A 15,559-nucleotide genomic window follows, 5' to 3' on the forward strand; every position below is an offset into this window, starting at 1 on the left:
TTCAATTATTCCAAAGCCGCCAGGACGCCTTTTTGCTCCACAAAAAAAAATCTACAGCCGTCCCGCGATTTAACGCGGATTTTACGGTGCCAACGATACATTGATCCCGTCAGTAAGGAGCCAGCCCCGGTTCCCCTCTCTTCTTGGCGAGATCTCACTATGTCCGGCACATCCACACTGGTGCAACGCAATTCCCTGTTCTACCTGCTAACCCAGGTGGTCGGGGTGACTTTCCTGTTCCTCTGGCTGGCCAGCCTTAGCCAGGACTGGTCGCCGCTCAATCCCTTATTAGCCGCCAGTCAGCAGCCTGACTATATGGCCCACGAAATGAAAGAAGCCCAAGGTCTGCTGACAGGCCTGATTGCGGCAGCAGGCTTGTTTCTGGCCGCCTGGAAACTGCGCCGCTTGCGGGGGCAGGACGTATTGTCCGGTAAACGCATCCTGCTACTGGGTACAGGGCTGTTCCTTGCCGTGCCCTTGCTGATGCTGCTTTTGCAAAGCACATCTGGCTCCACTACGCTGGTGACTGCCTCTCGCTGGATGCCTGAGCTCAAACCTTTGCTGGAAATGGGCGCGATCGTCGCCGTGGGTGCTGGCTTATTGCATCTCTACTTTGCAGGCTGGGCGCTGAACCAGACGCGTCTGCGCTGGGGAGGACTATTAGCGGGTTTGGTCTGCGCCTTTTTATTGGGTCTGCTGGAGCCAGATCAGGAGCGCATTAATTTGACGCAGGTGTTTGCCTCATTAGCGATAGTCTGGCTACTAGGCAGTCTGGCTTTTTACCCCCTGATCGTGAACCCTAAACGCTGGTCAGCTTCCCACAGTGCGCGTGCCACGGTTGAAGAAGCCTGGGAGCATTTAGCCCGCATTCAAGTACAGCGTCGTCGTACCTTAGGTATATTTGGTGGCCTGTTGGCTGTCATCTTGCCTTTCTTTGCCTCCACCTGGTCAGTGGATTCGCTGACATTCCAATTCACCCGTATGGCGGGTTTGGGGCTGGTGCTGATTGCCGTACTGGGTCGTTGCTGGTGCATGCTGTATCTGGGGGGACATAAAGGCTCCAGCCTGATCAGCCAAGGCCCTTACTCCATCAGCCGTAATCCCTTATATGTTTTTTCCCTATGCGCCGTCACCGGCATGGGAGCGCTGTCCGGCAGTCTGCTGTTAGGACTAGTACTGGCCCTCTTTGTCTACGCCGTATTCAATAATGTAATCGACGAAGAGCAGGTGCTGCTACAAAAAGTCTTTGGCACGGCCTATCAAGATTACTGTCAGCGGGTGCCCCGGCTGGCTCCACGCCTGAGTCTTTGGAATAGCCCCAATGAACTGCAAATATCCTTGACGGGACTGGCCCGAACCCTGCGCGATGCCTTGCCCTACTTTCTGATCTGGCCCATTTTTGCCTTGGCGCAGTGGCTGCAAATCAATGGCTGGGTACCCGTACTATTGCGCCTACCCTGATGAGCTCTACCTGCAGTAAGCTGAACAAGAATTGGCCAACCAAGTGGAACAAGCTGTCATGCGTGTCCTGATTGTTGAAAACGATACGACTATTGCGGAAAATCTGTACACCTATCTGGAACTGAAAGGCTTTGTCGTGGATGCAGCCTACGATGGCAACGGCGCACTGACGCTACTGCAAGAGCACGATTTCGATGCTCTGGTACTGGATCTGGGTTTGCCCGGGCTGGATGGTTTTGGCGTACTGCAGGCCCTGCGCCAATCATCCCAGACGCCCATCCCCACCTTAGTGCTGACCGCGCGCAGCCAACTGGAAAGCAAGCTCACCGCTTTCGACTTGGGGGCGGATGACTATCTGGTCAAACCTTTTGCACTGGCTGAAGTAGAAGCCCGGTTACGAGCCCTGATGCGGCGTGGCCCTCCACAGGTGCAACACGGCTCACTGCATTGGGGCACCCTGGAATACAACCTGGACACAGCAATGGTCAGCGTGGAAGGGCAAGACCTGCACTTAAGCTTTAAAGCCCGCCAACTGCTGGAAGCGTTGCTGCGCGACCCCCAAGCCATCCTGACCCGCCGCGCACTGGAAAAAACCCTCTGGCCCCAAGGCGCACCGTCACCCGAGGCCTTGCGCAGCCAGATTCATATTCTGCGCCGCGCCCTGTCTGATTCAGGCGCAGGCTCTATAGAAACCTTGCCCGGCATGGGTTGGCGTTTACAAAAAGAGAGCTAGAGGATGGTAAGAACCCCACGCCGCAGCCGCTTCATGAGCACCCTCACGCAACGGGTCTCCTGGGCCCTGACCCTGATTGCCGCCTTGTTAGTCATCATTATGGGTGGGCTGGCCTATGTGGCCTTTGCGCGCATGGAGGACGACATGGTCAATGCCATGTTGATGTCTTATGCCCGTAATCCCACCCTGCTGCCCGAAAGCGCCTACGACCGCAGCGAAGCACTGGGGGCTGAACTGGACAGCTACTGGTTCTTGCCCGGCCAACCCTTAAATACGCTGCCCGCCTTTGCCCAGGTACCTGAACCGGGCATTTTCGAGTTTCATCTGGAGGGCGATACCTGGCACGTGCTGCGCCAGGACAAGGAGCAAGGCCAGCTGTATCTGGTGTATCGCGCTACCCCGCACGAAGATCGAGTGCGCGAGTTTGGCCTGATTTTGATCCTGATCGGCTCCGTCACAATTTTGCTGGTCTTTTTGCTGGGGCGCCGAGTTGCCCGTCACGCCGTCGCTCCCATGCTGACCCTCTCCCGCCATCTGGAGAACTGGGCACCGGGCCGATCCGGCCTGCCCGAGCATCAGGATGACGAAGCCGGACGCCTGATTCGAGCCTTTAACCGTATGCAGGAACACGTCGAAGAACTACTGACCCACGAACGGGAGTTCGCCGCCAATCTGGGCCACGAACTACGCACCGGTCTAACTGGCATACGCAGTGATTGCGAACTTCTACTGCTACAGCTACCCGAAGGCCCACAACAACAGCGACTGCAACGAATGATGGTGCAAGCCGATGCCGTTACCGCCAGCCTGGATGCCGCGGAAAGCCTGGCCTATACCGCAGAACGCCATGTCCGCGAGGTCGAGCTCCAGGAACTGGCCCAACAAACCTGGCAAGCCGTCGCGTTGCTGGACACCGATAGCAGCAAGGTTCGCTGGAGCAATCTGCTCCCCGACACCCTGAGCTACCCCCTGGACCCCTATGCCCTATCCATGTTGTTGCGTATCTTAATGCGTAACGCCATCGACCACGCTGCGCCGTGCAGGCTGCAACTTAGCTGGATAAGCCCATCAACACTTGCCTTACAAGACGACGGCCCAGGCATTGCCGCGCAAGATCAAATTCTGATTTTCGAGCGCCACTTCAGCCAAGGCAAACAACTGGCGGCCGGCTTGCGTGAAGAGGGCCACCGAGGCATAGGCCTGGCTCTAGCGCGTCAATTGGCCCTGGCCCAAGGCTGGAGCCTTAGCGTACAAAGCGGGGCAAATGGGAAAGGTTGTATGTTCAAACTGGATTTCGATCCGTCTTGATACCTTGCTAAGGCAACGTGAATCCTTGGTGTTCCTTTGTCCACAATATTAGCCATACAGCAGCATCCACAAATATCTGTCATGCCCCCTGCTCTCTGCGATCACAGGTCTCAAAAAGACCACCAGGCAGCAAGAAAACATAAGCAAAGAACATAAAAAAACCCGGTCTTTTCAGACCGGGTTTTTATCATGCCTAGCTAAAAACTTACTGGCTTTCCAGGAAGCTCTTCAACTTATCAGCACGGCTAGGATGACGCAGCTTGCGCAAAGCCTTGGCCTCTATTTGACGAATACGCTCACGCGTTACGTCAAACTGCTTACCCACTTCTTCCAGAGTCTGGTCGGTGCTCATCTCGATACCGAAACGCATGCGCAGCACTTTGGCTTCGCGTGGCGTCAAGGAATCCAGGACATCCTTCACTACATCGCGCATGGAACCGTGCAAAGCGGAGTCCGAAGGCGAAACAGTGTTGTTGTCCTCGATGAAATCGCCCAAATGGGAATCGTCATCGTCACCGATAGGCGTTTCCATAGAGATAGGCTCTTTGGCGATCTTCAAGATCTTGCGAACCTTGTCCTCAGGCATGTCCATCTTCTGGGCCAGCGTTGCGGGATCAGGCTCAACGCCAGTTTCCTGCAAGATCTGACGATTGATACGGTTCATTTTATTGATCGTCTCGATCATGTGAACCGGAATACGAATCGTGCGGGCCTGGTCAGCAATCGAACGCGTAATGGCCTGACGAATCCACCACGTAGCGTACGTGGAGAATTTGTAGCCGCGACGGTATTCGAACTTGTCCACTGCCTTCATCAAACCGATATTGCCTTCCTGAATCAGATCCAGGAACTGCAAGCCACGGTTGGTGTACTTCTTGGCAATAGAGATCACCAGACGCAAGTTGGCCTCGGTCATTTCGCGCTTGGCTTTACGTGCCTTGGCTTCGCCCGTGGTCATGCGTTTGTTGACTTCTTTCAGGTCCTTCAACGGCAGCACAACACTGGTTTGCAGGTCGATCAGTTTTTGCTGAACTTCCTGAATCGCAGGGACGTGACGCTCAAGGATGGAGCTGTAGGCATGGTTGCCTGCAACTTCCTGAACCACCCATTCCAGATTGGTTTCGTTACCGGGGAAAGCCTTGATGAAGTGCGCACGTGGCATATCAGCACGGTCCACACAGATGTTCAGGATTTCACGCTCGTGCTGACGCACGATAGCGACCTGTTCACGCATGGTGTCCGCCAGCTTTTCCACCATTTTGGCGGTGAAGCGAATACCCATGAATTCGTTCAGGATGGTTTCTTGCGCCTGCACATAGCCCTGGCTCTTGTAACCGTCCGTCTCGAAAGACACGCGCATCTTGTCAAACCATTCGCCAATAATGTCGAATTTCTTGAGCGATTTGTTGCGCAGGTATTCAATCTGTTTGCTGCTCATGCCACCGGCGGGACCTTCGTCCTCATCGTCAGCCGTTACACCGGAACCGGCGTATTCTTCACCATCGTCGTCAACCAGACCATCGACCACTTCGTCGATCTGCATGACGCCTTCGCGTACACGCTGAACGTAGGCCAGGATCTCGTTAACTGTGGTTGGGCACGCAGCGATAGCCATCACCATGTGCTTCAAGCCGTCTTCGATACGCTTGGCGATTTCAATTTCGCCTTCGCGGGTCAGCAGTTCTACCGAGCCCATTTCGCGCATGTACATACGCACGGGATCAGTGGTGCGACCAAAGTCGGAATCCACCGTGGTCAGTGCAGCTTCGGCTTCGTCCTCGACATCGTCGTCGCTGGATGCCATGGGCGCGTTATCGCTCATGAGCAAGGTATCAGCGTCGGGAGCCTGGTCGTAGACCGAAATACCCATGTCACTGAAGGTGCCGATAATGCCATCAATGGCTTCGACATCGACCAGATCGTCAGGCAGATGGTCATTGATTTCGCTGTAGGTCAGGTAACCCCGATCCTTACCCAGCTTAATCAGTGCCTTCAGGCGATTGCGGCGCGCTTCCTGTTCTTCAGGGCTCAGCTGACCACGTACACCGAATACATCTTTTTCGGCTTTGGCACGCTTGGCACCACGCTTGGCCACTGGCTTGAGATCAGGAATGACCTCTTCTTCGCCCATTTCGTCGTCATCGACAAAGTCAATACCGTCGTTATTGGCATTTTTTGCAGGACGTCCACGGCGACCACCGGTAGCCACTTTAACGGCCGTTTTCTTGGCAGCCGCTTTTTTGGCTACCGTTTTTTTCGCAGCAGCCTTCTTAGCGGCTTTCTTGGCAGGCGCTGCGCCTGGCTCTCCACTTTCGTGAAGTTCATCGAGCTCTACCGAGCTTGATGCCCCTGATTTTGCTGTCGCGGCCAAGGTTTTCTTAGCAGACCGAGAGACCGTCGTCGAGGTTTTACCAGTCGTTTGAGTCATATTTTCTTCCATAGACGCCATTTACCCCTGTGGCACTAAATATGTAGCCACCGAGTCGTACAGGCAAGAGCCTGATGATGAGCGTGCTTGCTGCCGGCGTGCGCCTGGGCGTGTTGCGCGAGCGAACCCTAAGTTAATTTCATCCCTGGCTCATGGGCTCAAGGCATAAGGTGGTTCACAATCCGCTACCCGCCGCATTTGCTCGCGTACCAGTTTTAACCCCCTGGCCAGCTACAAACACAACACATAACCCAATATTTTACTTCACTTGCCGAGTATAAGCAGCATTCAACAAAGCAATACGGCGTGTCAATTCTTGATAACGCTGACGCTGTTCAGGCTCTTGCAAGCCTGTAGCAATCAGAGCCGACTGCTCTGCCTTGATCGCATTAAGTTCAATGCGATGCAGCGCATCGCGCCATTCGCCTTGGGGATCGGGCAATTCTTCTTCGCCCAATAGCTCCGTAGCCAGCGACTCCAATACGGGGGCCAGGTCGGACTCAGGGTCCACAGCCTCCAATAAAGCGCCTGCGTGACGCGCCGAACTGATATTGCTTAAGGCAATCAGCTCTTGCACTAATCGTAAGTGGGGACTTTGCGCCAAAATTTCAAGTTGTTGATCGCCCAGCCCGCCCACCAGGGTGGGATGCCCAATTAACAAACGCAGCAATCGCTTGGCCATAGGGGTGACAGCGCGGCTTCCCCCCAGGACAGCGCGATCGGGCCGCTGACGATTATTCTTACCCTTGCCACGGCCTGCTGCAGGACGTTCCTGCTGCACGGGTTGAGCATGCCAGTCCGGTTCATCCTGCCAGCCGTCCATAGGCAGGCTGTCAGCAAAAGAACCATCAAAGCCATCCTCAAACGGCTCCATGCCATCCGAGGACGGCGCTGGTTGCACAGGAACAGCGGGTCTAGCCACCAAACCATCTTGGGCCGGCGGCGTCTCCACAGCAGGCCGACGTACCGGCTCTACCGTGCTCAAACGTTGCGCCAGCTCATCAGGAGTCAACAGCACCATGCGGGCAAATTCATGCTGAATCTGCACCTTCAAGGTACTATCGGCCAATTCCAACAGCAAAGGCAAAGCTTCGTGCACGCAAGCGGCACGGCCTTCGGCCTCGTCCATACGGTGACGAGCAGCCAGCTCGTCCAGGAAAAAGCGCGATAAAGCAGCCGCTTCCTGGGCCTGTTCGCGAAACGCTGCAGCACCGTGTTCACGCACAAAGGAGTCCGGATCGTGATTATCCGCCAGAAACATAAAGCGAATCGACACATCATCACGGACCAGCGGCAAGCAGGTATTGAGCGCACGCCACGCGGCCTTGCGCCCTGCCCCGTCACCATCAAAACAAAACACCAGCCGGTCGCTGGCGCGCATTAATTTGGTAATGTGATATTCAGTGGTCGCGGTGCCTAAAGTTGCCACGGCATTGTGCAAACCATGTTGCGACAAAGCCACCACGTCCATATAACCTTCGACAACCAGGACAAAGCCTTCTTTGCGTATGCCCTGACGTCCTTCCCACAGGCCATACAACTCATGGCCTTTGGAAAACAGCGTCGTTTCGGGTGAATTCAGGTACTTGGGCTCGCCCTTTTCGACCAGACGGCCACCAAAGCCAATAATGTGGCCTTTGTTGCTGCGGATCGGAAACATGACGCGCGAACGAAAGCGGTCGTAGCGACGACCATCCTCGGACTCGATGACCAAGCCTGACTCAACCAGTTGCTTGTCTTCGTACTGCGGGAAAACAGCGGAAAGCCCACGTCGCTCCGTGCCTGTCCAGCCTAAGCCGAAGCGGGCAGCCGTCTCCCCGTCCAAGCCACGACGTTTTAAATAGTCGATAGCAATGGGGGACTGTTTTAGCTGACGTAGGTAATGCCCCTGGGCCGTCTCAAGAATGAGATGCTGGCGCGATAGTTCGTCTTTACGACGCGCATCGGCAGCACGTTGGCGTGGGGTTCGATCTGCTTCGGGTACAGTCATCCCGACGGAGCCAGCCAAGCTGCGCACCGCCTCAGGGAATGAAGCCCCTGTGTGTTCCATCAGGAACGAGATAGCCGATCCGTGAGCGCCACAACCGAAGCAATGATAAAACTGCTTGGTGGGACTGACTGTAAACGATGGGGATTTTTCGTTGTGAAAAGGGCACAGGCCAAGCAAGTTGGCCCCGCCTTTACGCAACTGCACATACCGCCCGACGACATCTACGACATCGACACGGGCGAGCAGTTCCTGAACAAAAGATTCAGGGATCAATACAAGCGTGGAGGCAGTTGCTGGCTGCGGATGCGTTTGTAGTGACGCTTCACGGCGGCAGCGTGCTTGCGCTTGCGCTCAGCCGTTGGCTTTTCGTAGAATTCGCGCGAACGCAGCTCGGTCAACAGACCAGTTTTTTCAATAGTGCGTTTGAAGCGGCGCAGAGCAACTTCAAAGGGTTCGTTTTCTTTCAGGCGAACAATGGACATGTAATCCCTGACCTTTGTAAATAAAGAGTTAGCGTAACAGATAGCCCATTATGGTAGCACGATTGCAGGCATACACCAAGCAAGGCGCAAATGGGCTATCCACCAAGTGTCTGAAGCCAGCGATCAAGCCTGGCCAGTACCCTTGCGGATCCAGGCATCCAGCTGATGAGGGCGAATGCTATCGTAGTCCTCAAAAGGCTGATGAATCCAGGGATTTGTGGGCAACTTGGACACGTAATAGTCTGGGTCGACTTGTGCGTGGCCTTTCCACCACAAAACAGCTGTTTTCAGCTCTGTGATCGCGGGGAACTGCGCGCGCAGGTGATCGCGCACACGCATAAAAGTCTTGCCCGTATCGACCATGTCATCAACCAGCAGCACATTACCATCCAGGGTGCCACGAGTAATGGTGATGTATTGCGCAATATCCAGATCACCCTGTTCGGTACCGGCGGCTTCTCGATAGCTGCTGGTGGCCAAAATGCCCAGGGGAACATCATAGATACGCGAAATAACGTCTCCCACTCTCATGCCGCCTCGTGCCAGGCAAACAATTTTGTCGAATTTCCAACCTGACTCGTGAATGCTCAGGGCCAATGTTTCAATCAGACGATTGTATTGTTCCCAGGAAACCCATTCATCAGTATCGCTATTTGGGGGCAGACTCATATGTATTCCAGATATAAATGCAATAGCTGCGCCTTTCATACCGGTAAAACAAGAGTCTGGTAGGCCGCGCAGCATCCAGAACGACAAAGCGGCCCTTCAGGCCGCTCTGTACGCACCGTACAACGGTGCAAGGCATTATAACGCGAGAATGCGCTTATTTGGTAAACGGATCGCGCAATACGATGGTTTCGTTGCGATCTGGCCCTGTAGAGACCATATCGATCGGTACATCGCACAGTTCAGCAATACGTTCCAGGTAACGACGCGCATTAATAGGCAGCTTGTCGTAGTCTGTCACGCCAACAGTGGACTCGGTCCAGCCGGGCATTTCTTCCAGAACCGGCTCGGCTTCAGCAACAGCGTGTGCGCCGTAAGGAAGGACGTCCAGGAACTCGCCCTTGTAGCGGTAACCCACACCGATCTTGATCTGTTCAACACCGTCCAGCACGTCCAGCTTGGTAATGCACAGGCCGGAGATACCGTTGATCATCACCGAACGCTTCATGGCAGCGGCATCAAACCAGCCACAACGACGTGGACGGCCAGTTACCGAACCAAACTCTTTACCCACAGTAGCCAAACGCATGCCGGTATCATCCAGCAGTTCAGTTGGGAACGGGCCCGAACCGACGCGAGTGGTGTAGGACTTGGCGATACCCAGAACGTAGCTCAACTCTTGGGGACCGACACCCGAGCCTGCGGAGGCCGCACCGGACAAGCAATTGCTGCTGGTGACGAAGGGGTAAGTACCGTGATCAATATCCAGCAAGGCGCCCTGAGCACCTTCAAACAAGAGTTTCTGTCCTGCTTTCTTGGCCTGGTACAGATTATTGGAAACGTCTGCCACCATAGGAGCCAGTTGCTCGGCGTGCTGCATGGCCTGATCGCGCACCTGTTCGGCGGAGACGGCTTCAGCACCCAGGTACTGGGTCAGCACGAAGTTGTGGTAATCCAGCGCTTCGAGCAGTTTTTCGTCGAAAATCTCGGGATCGTACAAGTCCTGAACACGCAGGGCACGGCGTGCCACTTTGTCTTCGTAAGCCGGGCCGATACCGCGGCCAGTCGTACCGATCTTGCCATCGCCTTTACGCTTTTCACGAGCCTGATCCACAGCGATGTGGTAAGGCAGGATCAGCGGACAAGCCGGCGAGATTTGCAGACGCGCACGCACGTTCAGGCCGGCAGCTTCCAGTTCGCTGATTTCAGTCAGCAGGGCTTCAGGCGAGAGCACCACACCATTGCCGATGTAGCAAGTAACGTGTTCGTGCATGATGCCCGATGGAATCAGGCGCAGAATGGTCTTCTTGCCATTGATCCACAATGTATGGCCAGCGTTATGCCCACCCTGGAAACGAACCACGCCATGCGCGGACTCGGCCAGCCAGTCGACGATCTTGCCTTTGCCTTCGTCACCCCACTGGGTGCCAATCACCACAAGGTTTTTGCTCATGTCTAGTATCAGAATAAAGGAGGCCGGCACAGTGCCGGACCGATAACAATCACCTACGCCACAAGCCGCTTGGCTTACAGCGCCCTAAGTTGCCATTGACCGTCCAGCAAGACGAGCTCGCGGTCGATCACAAATTCATCCAGGTTCAGTTCCTGACCGGGCAGTATCTGAACCACAATCTCGCCACTCTGGCGCAACTGTTTTACTGCTGCTATCAAGTCGGCATCACTCCCCCAAGGGGCGCGCACCGCACGTGCAGGCTGAGCCGCAGGCAAACCAGCCGACAGTTTGCGCAAATCCAGGCTGAAGCCAGTAGCAGGACGAGCACGGCCATACATGCGCCCAATGCCATCAAAACGCCCGCCCTTTACCAGGGCATCGTGCCAACCTTCGGCATAAACCGAAAAGATCAGGCCCGAATGGTAGGCATATCCACTGCCAATATCGGCCAGGTCCACCGTAATCTCATGACCCGGCAAAGCATCAATAAAGCGGCGCAAACTGCCCAAGGCTTCACGAACCTCGGGTTCGTCAGGCAAGACGCTACGGGCACGCTCCAACACGCTGCCGTCACCATACAGCGAGGTCAAGGCCAGCAGATAACGAGTGGTTTCAGGCAGACAGCCCGACTCACGGCCCAAAGCACGCAAGCCCGACACATCTTTGGCGTTCAGGAGCTCACAGACTTCTGCCACGCGGGTTTTCAAAACAGGATCGCGCTCGATCAGGAAGCGCCCCAGATCGGGGTAATTCAGGTCTAGACGAGGATGATGCACCCCTGCCCGACCCACACTTTCCAGCGCCAGTTGCACCACTTCCAGATCGGACTCAATGCCGGCGTGGCCGAAAATTTCCGCACCGATTTGCAGCAGCTCGCGATCCGACAACAATCCGGCCGGACGGGCATGCAAAACCGAGCCACAGTAGCAAAGTCGAGTAACGCCTTCACGGTTCAACAAGTGAGCATCGATACGCGCCACCTGGGGCGTCATGTCGGCGCGTACACCCATGGTACGACCCGAGATTTGATCGACGACTTTGCTGGTTCGAAGATTCAGATCTGTGCCAGAAACCGCTTGCAGGGATTCCAGATACTCCACCAGCGGCGGAGCTACCAGCTCGAACCCATACGTACGATACAAGTCTAGCAAATCGCGGCGCAATTCTTCGATACGGCGCGCCTCTGCAGGCAAGATATCAGCCAGGCTCTCTGGCAACAACCAATTGGACATACTCGTGCCTCGGACTACTTATAAACGAAAGTTCCAGCCAAACAAAAAGCGACTTGGGGCTTGTAAGCCGCCCAAGTCGCGTGCGAAGTGGTGTTAGTAACTTACACGCTAGTATAAACGATCAAGGCCGCAGGTGGAACACCTGCGGCCTTAAGTTCTCTAGCGTTGATCAGTTAGCAGCAGGTGCTGCTGGTGATCCTTGCTTGCCCCAGTACTTGAAGAAATCAGAGTCGGGACTGATGACCAATGTATCGGTCTGCTGACTGAAGGCACTGCGGTAGGCTTCCAGACTGCGATAGAAACGGTAGAACTCGGGGTTCTTGCCATAGCCTTCGGAGTAGATCGCTGCGGCTTCACCATCGCCCTTACCACGAATTGCCTGCGCTTCGGCATAAGCCTCGGCCAGCAACTCTTCGCGCTGACGCTCGGCCTCGGCACGAATGCGCTCGCTTTCAGCAGCACCGGTTGCACGCAAACGGTTCGCTTCTTGCGTACGCTCGGCTTCCATACGACGGTAGACCGATTCCGAAATTTCGGGAGCAAAATCGATACGACGCAAACGCACATCGATCACTTCCACACCCAAAGGACGGGCTCGGGCTTCTACAGCTGTTAACACTTCGCGCATGATGGCGTCACGTTCGGTCGACACCACCTCTTTCACAGTACGCACGTTGACCGATGCGTTCAGGGCGTCACGAATCTGGGCTTGCAAACGCTCGACAGCACCACGGTCTGTAGAACCGAATGTCACGTAAAACAAGCGTGGATCAGCAATACGCCATTTGACGTAGGAGTCGATCAGCAAGTTTTTCTTTTCAGCAGTCTGAATACGCTCGGGGTCCTTGGTTTCAATCGTCTGCAGACGTTTGTCCAAGAACACGACGTTTTCAAACGGCGGAGGCAGTTTGAAATACAAGCCGGGCGTGGTGATCGTGCCACGCACCTCACCCAGTGCAAAAACCAGAGCAGCATCACGCTCACGCACGATGAATACGGAAGACAGCAGCAGACCGACAATTACCGCCAGGGCCACTAGAGCAGGAAATAAACGTTGCATCAAGCTCTCCTAGCGTGCGTATGGGGAATAAGGACTGACCAAAGAGCCCAGCGAGGTATCCAGGTTAGCTGGATTGGCTGGCGCAGGCGCTTTGGGGACCGCAGCCGGAGCTGGACGGCTGACTTGTCCTTGAGAGGCGGCTGTTGTGACAGGAGCGGAAGGCTCCATATCAGCCCGGCTGCCAACCTGACGCACGATCTTGTCCAAAGGCAGATAGATCATGTTGTTATCGCTACGTGTATCGACCAATACCTTGCTAGTGCTTTCCAGGATTTCCTGAATCGTAGCCAAATACATACGATCCCGAGTTACACCAGGAGCCTTCACGTATTCAGCTTCAACACTGCCAAATCGCGCGGTATCACCCTTGGCGTCACCCAATACACGAGCCTTATAACCTTCCGACTCCTGCATCATGCGGGCAACTTGACCGGCGGCTTCTGGCAACACCTTGTTGGCATAAGCCTGACCTTCATTGATCTGACGCTCACGATCCTGACCAGCCTTGACGGCATCATCAAATGCGGCCTGAACCTGCTCGGGCGGCTGCACGTTCTGAATAGCGACGGTACTGATCTGGATACCTGTGCGATAGCGGTCCAGAATGGACTGGGCCAACTGCTGCACATCCACAGCGATCTGGGTACGGCCGGAATACAGCACCGAATCCATAGGCTGCTTACCCACGACTTCACGCATGGCGGTTTCTGCCGCCTGACGGACTGACTCGTCGGGATTATTGGTATTGAACAGGTAATCCGGTGCGCCAGTAGGCAAGAGGCGGTACTGAACCACATACTGCATATCGACGATGTTCTCGTCGGTGGTCAGCATCAGGGACTCAGGCAATACCTTATTGCGTGCGCTGCCCCGAAAGCCCACCTCAAAGGTACGCAGCTGGGAAATATTGACCGTTTGGTGATCCTCGATAGGAGCAGGCCAGCGCCATTGCAGACCGGGGTTCAGGGTTTTTGTGTATTCGCCAAAGCGAGTCACCACAGCCACCTGACCTTCTTGCACGATGGTAAAGCCGCTAGCCATCCAAAGGCCTACCGCCACCACACCGCCAATAACCAGCAGCTTGGGCGAACCCTTAGGAAGAGATGGGCCGCTGCTGCCACCAGGAGGCATGCCACCGGGAGGGGAACGACGTCCCTTCTTGCCGAATAAAGATCCCAAGCGACTGTTGAAGTCACGCCATACCTCGTCGAGGTCAGGCGGGCCATCTTGTTTCTCGGGGCGGCGAGGTGGCTCAGAACCGTTTTTGCCACTGTCTCGTCCCCAACCGGGATCATTGAGATTGAATATTTTATTGTTCAGACGCATTGTTTTCCGCGAAATGACCTGATTCGACGATTGCTGTACGCAATCCATCCAATCCGATGCGCTCTAAAGCGCTAACAAAGACTCGGGCAATAGTACCATGTTCGTCTCGCTCTACCCGTGGCTCGTAGCCTGCCTGGTCAATTTTGTTATAGACCAGAATGCGAGGTATTTCATGGGCCCCGATGTCCTCCAGAACCTTATGAACTTCGGCGATTTGCTCATCGCGCTGGGGGTTGGCCGCATCGACCACATGCAGCAACAAATCTGCATGTACCGTCTCTTCCAGAGTAGCCCGAAAAGCGGCGATCAAGGTGGGTGGCAATTCACGGATAAAACCAACGGTATCCGAAACCACGACCTGCCCTGCCCCTTCTATCCAGATACGACGCGTGGTGGTATCCAAGGTAGCAAAGAGTTGGTCTGCCGCATACGCGTCAGCCCGTGTCAGTGCATTGAACAAGGTGGATTTGCCCGTATTGGTATAGCCCACCAGCGACACTGACAACGTGCCGCTGCGTGTACGTGCCCGACGTTGGGTGCTGCGCTGACGCTGCACCTTGGCCAGACGTTCGCGCAGGGTACGGACCTTGTCGCCAATCATGCGACGGTCCATTTCCAGCTGCGATTCACCCGGCCCGCGCATCCCGATACCGCCTTTTTGACGCTCCAGGTGAGACCACATCCGGGTCAAGCGGGAGGTCAGATGCTGCAACTGAGCCAGCTCGACCTGTAATTTGCCTTCGTGGCTTTGCGCACGCAAGGCAAAAATATCCAGAATCAGGGCAACCCGATCGACCACCCGAAGCTCCAGCTTGCGCTCCAGGTTACGCTGCTGAGCAGGGCTCAAGGCGTGGTCAAACAGCACCACCTCAGCCTCCAAGGCTTTCGCCAGGGCGACAGCCTCGTCCAGCTTGCCTGTGCCGATATAGTAGGCCGCATCCGGCCGAGACCGACGTACGACCATCAGCTCAACAATTTGGGCGCCAGCACCTTCAGCCAGCATAACGAACTCTTCGGCGTGAGCCTTGTAGTCCAGCTCGCCCATATCCACACTAATAACCAGTGCCTTCAACGCTTGCTCCAGAAACAAAGACCCGCCCACGGGTACCGCGAGACGGGTCTTTCAGAGTACAAAGAACTGGGTGAGGATTTATTCAGCCTGCTCATCCGCAGCCAAAGTAACAGGGCGTGCAGGAACGACGGTAGAGATCGCGTGCTTATACACCATTTGAGTGACTGTATTGCGCAGCAGCACGACATACTGATCGAAGGATTCAATCTGACCTTGCAGCTTGATGCCGTTGACCAGGTAGATCGACACAGGGATATGTTCCTTGCGCAGCGCGTTCAAAAACGGGTCTTGTAGAATTTGCCCTTTATTGCTCATTGGTGAGGCTCCGGTTATGTTGTTTTTCCAGAA

13 protein-coding genes are annotated in these 15,559 nt (G+C 55.2%); 3 read left to right on the top strand and 10 right to left on the bottom strand.

The features are described from left to right. The first annotated feature begins 159 nt into the window (after positions 1-159). The 3 genes from IE156_RS02170 to IE156_RS02180 are packed head-to-tail and all read left to right on the top strand — an operon-like array spanning position 160 to position 3,502. Positions 160-1,461 (top strand): methyltransferase family protein, encoded by a 1,302-nt coding sequence (locus IE156_RS02170; RefSeq protein WP_189390837.1) that lies wholly within the window; start codon positions 160-162, stop codon positions 1,459-1,461. Positions 1,462-1,519: 58 nt separating this feature from the next. Next, positions 1,520-2,194 carry a response regulator transcription factor gene (locus tag IE156_RS02175; RefSeq protein ID WP_189390838.1) on the top strand — a complete coding sequence of 225 codons (675 nt, stop codon included), beginning with the start codon at positions 1,520-1,522 and terminating at the stop codon, positions 2,192-2,194. A 33-nt stretch (positions 2,195-2,227) separates the two neighbouring features. Further along, entirely contained in the window at positions 2,228-3,502 is a 1,275-nt protein-coding gene (locus tag IE156_RS02180) for a sensor histidine kinase (RefSeq protein ID WP_189390839.1), read from the top strand. Between the two features lie 205 nt (positions 3,503-3,707). On the opposite strand, the gene rpoD is transcribed toward IE156_RS02180, so the two are convergent. The 10 genes from rpoD to hfq form a co-directional block, all read right to left on the bottom strand. Beyond that, positions 3,708-5,930: an RNA polymerase sigma factor RpoD gene (rpoD, locus tag IE156_RS02185; protein WP_189390840.1), complete on the bottom strand. Its 2,223-nt coding sequence runs from the start codon at positions 5,928-5,930 to the stop codon at positions 3,708-3,710. Positions 5,931-6,189: 259 nt separating this feature from the next. After that, positions 6,190-8,193, bottom strand: coding sequence for a DNA primase (gene dnaG, locus IE156_RS02190; protein ID WP_189390841.1), 2,004 nt, complete (start codon positions 8,191-8,193; stop codon positions 6,190-6,192). Further along, positions 8,190-8,402: a 30S ribosomal protein S21 gene (gene rpsU / locus IE156_RS02195; RefSeq protein WP_003799344.1), complete on the bottom strand. Its 213-nt coding sequence runs from the start codon at positions 8,400-8,402 to the stop codon at positions 8,190-8,192. Before rpsU ends, dnaG begins: the two co-directional genes overlap by 4 nt. A 123-nt stretch (positions 8,403-8,525) precedes the next feature. Then, positions 8,526-9,071 carry a phosphoribosyltransferase gene (locus tag IE156_RS02200; protein WP_189390842.1) on the bottom strand — a complete coding sequence of 182 codons (546 nt, stop codon included), beginning with the start codon at positions 9,069-9,071 and terminating at the stop codon, positions 8,526-8,528. 154 nt (positions 9,072-9,225) lie between these two features. Next, positions 9,226-10,521, bottom strand: coding sequence for an adenylosuccinate synthase (locus tag IE156_RS02205; protein ID WP_189390843.1), 1,296 nt, complete (start codon positions 10,519-10,521; stop codon positions 9,226-9,228). 74 nt (positions 10,522-10,595) lie between these two features. Then, the gene (locus tag IE156_RS02210; protein ID WP_189390844.1) at positions 10,596-11,753 is read right to left on the bottom strand and encodes an ATP phosphoribosyltransferase regulatory subunit; all 1,158 of its coding nucleotides are present in this window, start codon (positions 11,751-11,753) and stop codon (positions 10,596-10,598) included. Between the two features lie 169 nt (positions 11,754-11,922). Further along, on the bottom strand, positions 11,923-12,813 hold the full coding sequence (hflC, locus tag IE156_RS02215) for a protease modulator HflC (protein ID WP_189390845.1): 891 nt from the start codon (positions 12,811-12,813) through the stop codon (positions 11,923-11,925). Positions 12,814-12,822: 9 nt separating this feature from the next. Further along, the gene (gene hflK, locus IE156_RS02220) at positions 12,823-14,139 is read right to left on the bottom strand and encodes an FtsH protease activity modulator HflK (RefSeq protein ID WP_189390846.1); all 1,317 of its coding nucleotides are present in this window, start codon (positions 14,137-14,139) and stop codon (positions 12,823-12,825) included. After that, on the bottom strand, positions 14,123-15,211 hold the full coding sequence (gene hflX, locus IE156_RS02225; protein ID WP_189390847.1) for a GTPase HflX: 1,089 nt from the start codon (positions 15,209-15,211) through the stop codon (positions 14,123-14,125). Before hflX ends, hflK begins: the two co-directional genes overlap by 17 nt. Before the next feature lie 78 nt (positions 15,212-15,289). Continuing rightward, positions 15,290-15,526 carry an RNA chaperone Hfq gene (hfq, locus tag IE156_RS02230; protein ID WP_003799329.1) on the bottom strand — a complete coding sequence of 79 codons (237 nt, stop codon included), beginning with the start codon at positions 15,524-15,526 and terminating at the stop codon, positions 15,290-15,292. Between the last annotated feature and the right edge of the window lie 33 nt (positions 15,527-15,559).

The sequence above is a fragment of the Alcaligenes pakistanensis genome, assembly GCF_014652815.1.
GTDB classification, from domain to species: Bacteria; Pseudomonadota; Gammaproteobacteria; order Burkholderiales; family Burkholderiaceae_B; genus Alcaligenes; species Alcaligenes pakistanensis.

Excerpts from the sequence above, each read along its gene's own strand:
- IE156_RS02180 (WP_189390839.1), top strand. The coding sequence starts at position 2,228 with ATGAGCACCCTCACGCAACGGGTCTCCTGGGCCCTGACCCTGATTGCC.
- hflK (WP_189390846.1), bottom strand. The coding sequence starts at position 14,139 with ATGCGTCTGAACAATAAAATATTCAATCTCAATGATCCCGGTTGGGGA.
- IE156_RS02210 (WP_189390844.1), bottom strand. The coding sequence starts at position 11,753 with ATGTCCAATTGGTTGTTGCCAGAGAGCCTGGCTGATATCTTGCCTGCA.
- IE156_RS02200 (WP_189390842.1), bottom strand. The coding sequence starts at position 9,071 with ATGAGTCTGCCCCCAAATAGCGATACTGATGAATGGGTTTCCTGGGAA.
- rpsU (WP_003799344.1), bottom strand. The coding sequence starts at position 8,402 with ATGTCCATTGTTCGCCTGAAAGAAAACGAACCCTTTGAAGTTGCTCTG.
- IE156_RS02205 (WP_189390843.1), bottom strand. The coding sequence starts at position 10,521 with ATGAGCAAAAACCTTGTGGTGATTGGCACCCAGTGGGGTGACGAAGGC.
- rpoD (WP_189390840.1), bottom strand. The coding sequence starts at position 5,930 with ATGACTCAAACGACTGGTAAAACCTCGACGACGGTCTCTCGGTCTGCT.
- IE156_RS02170 (WP_189390837.1), top strand. The coding sequence starts at position 160 with ATGTCCGGCACATCCACACTGGTGCAACGCAATTCCCTGTTCTACCTG.
- hfq (WP_003799329.1), bottom strand. The coding sequence starts at position 15,526 with ATGAGCAATAAAGGGCAAATTCTACAAGACCCGTTTTTGAACGCGCTG.
- hflC (WP_189390845.1), bottom strand. The coding sequence starts at position 12,813 with ATGCAACGTTTATTTCCTGCTCTAGTGGCCCTGGCGGTAATTGTCGGT.
- IE156_RS02175 (WP_189390838.1), top strand. The coding sequence starts at position 1,520 with ATGCGTGTCCTGATTGTTGAAAACGATACGACTATTGCGGAAAATCTG.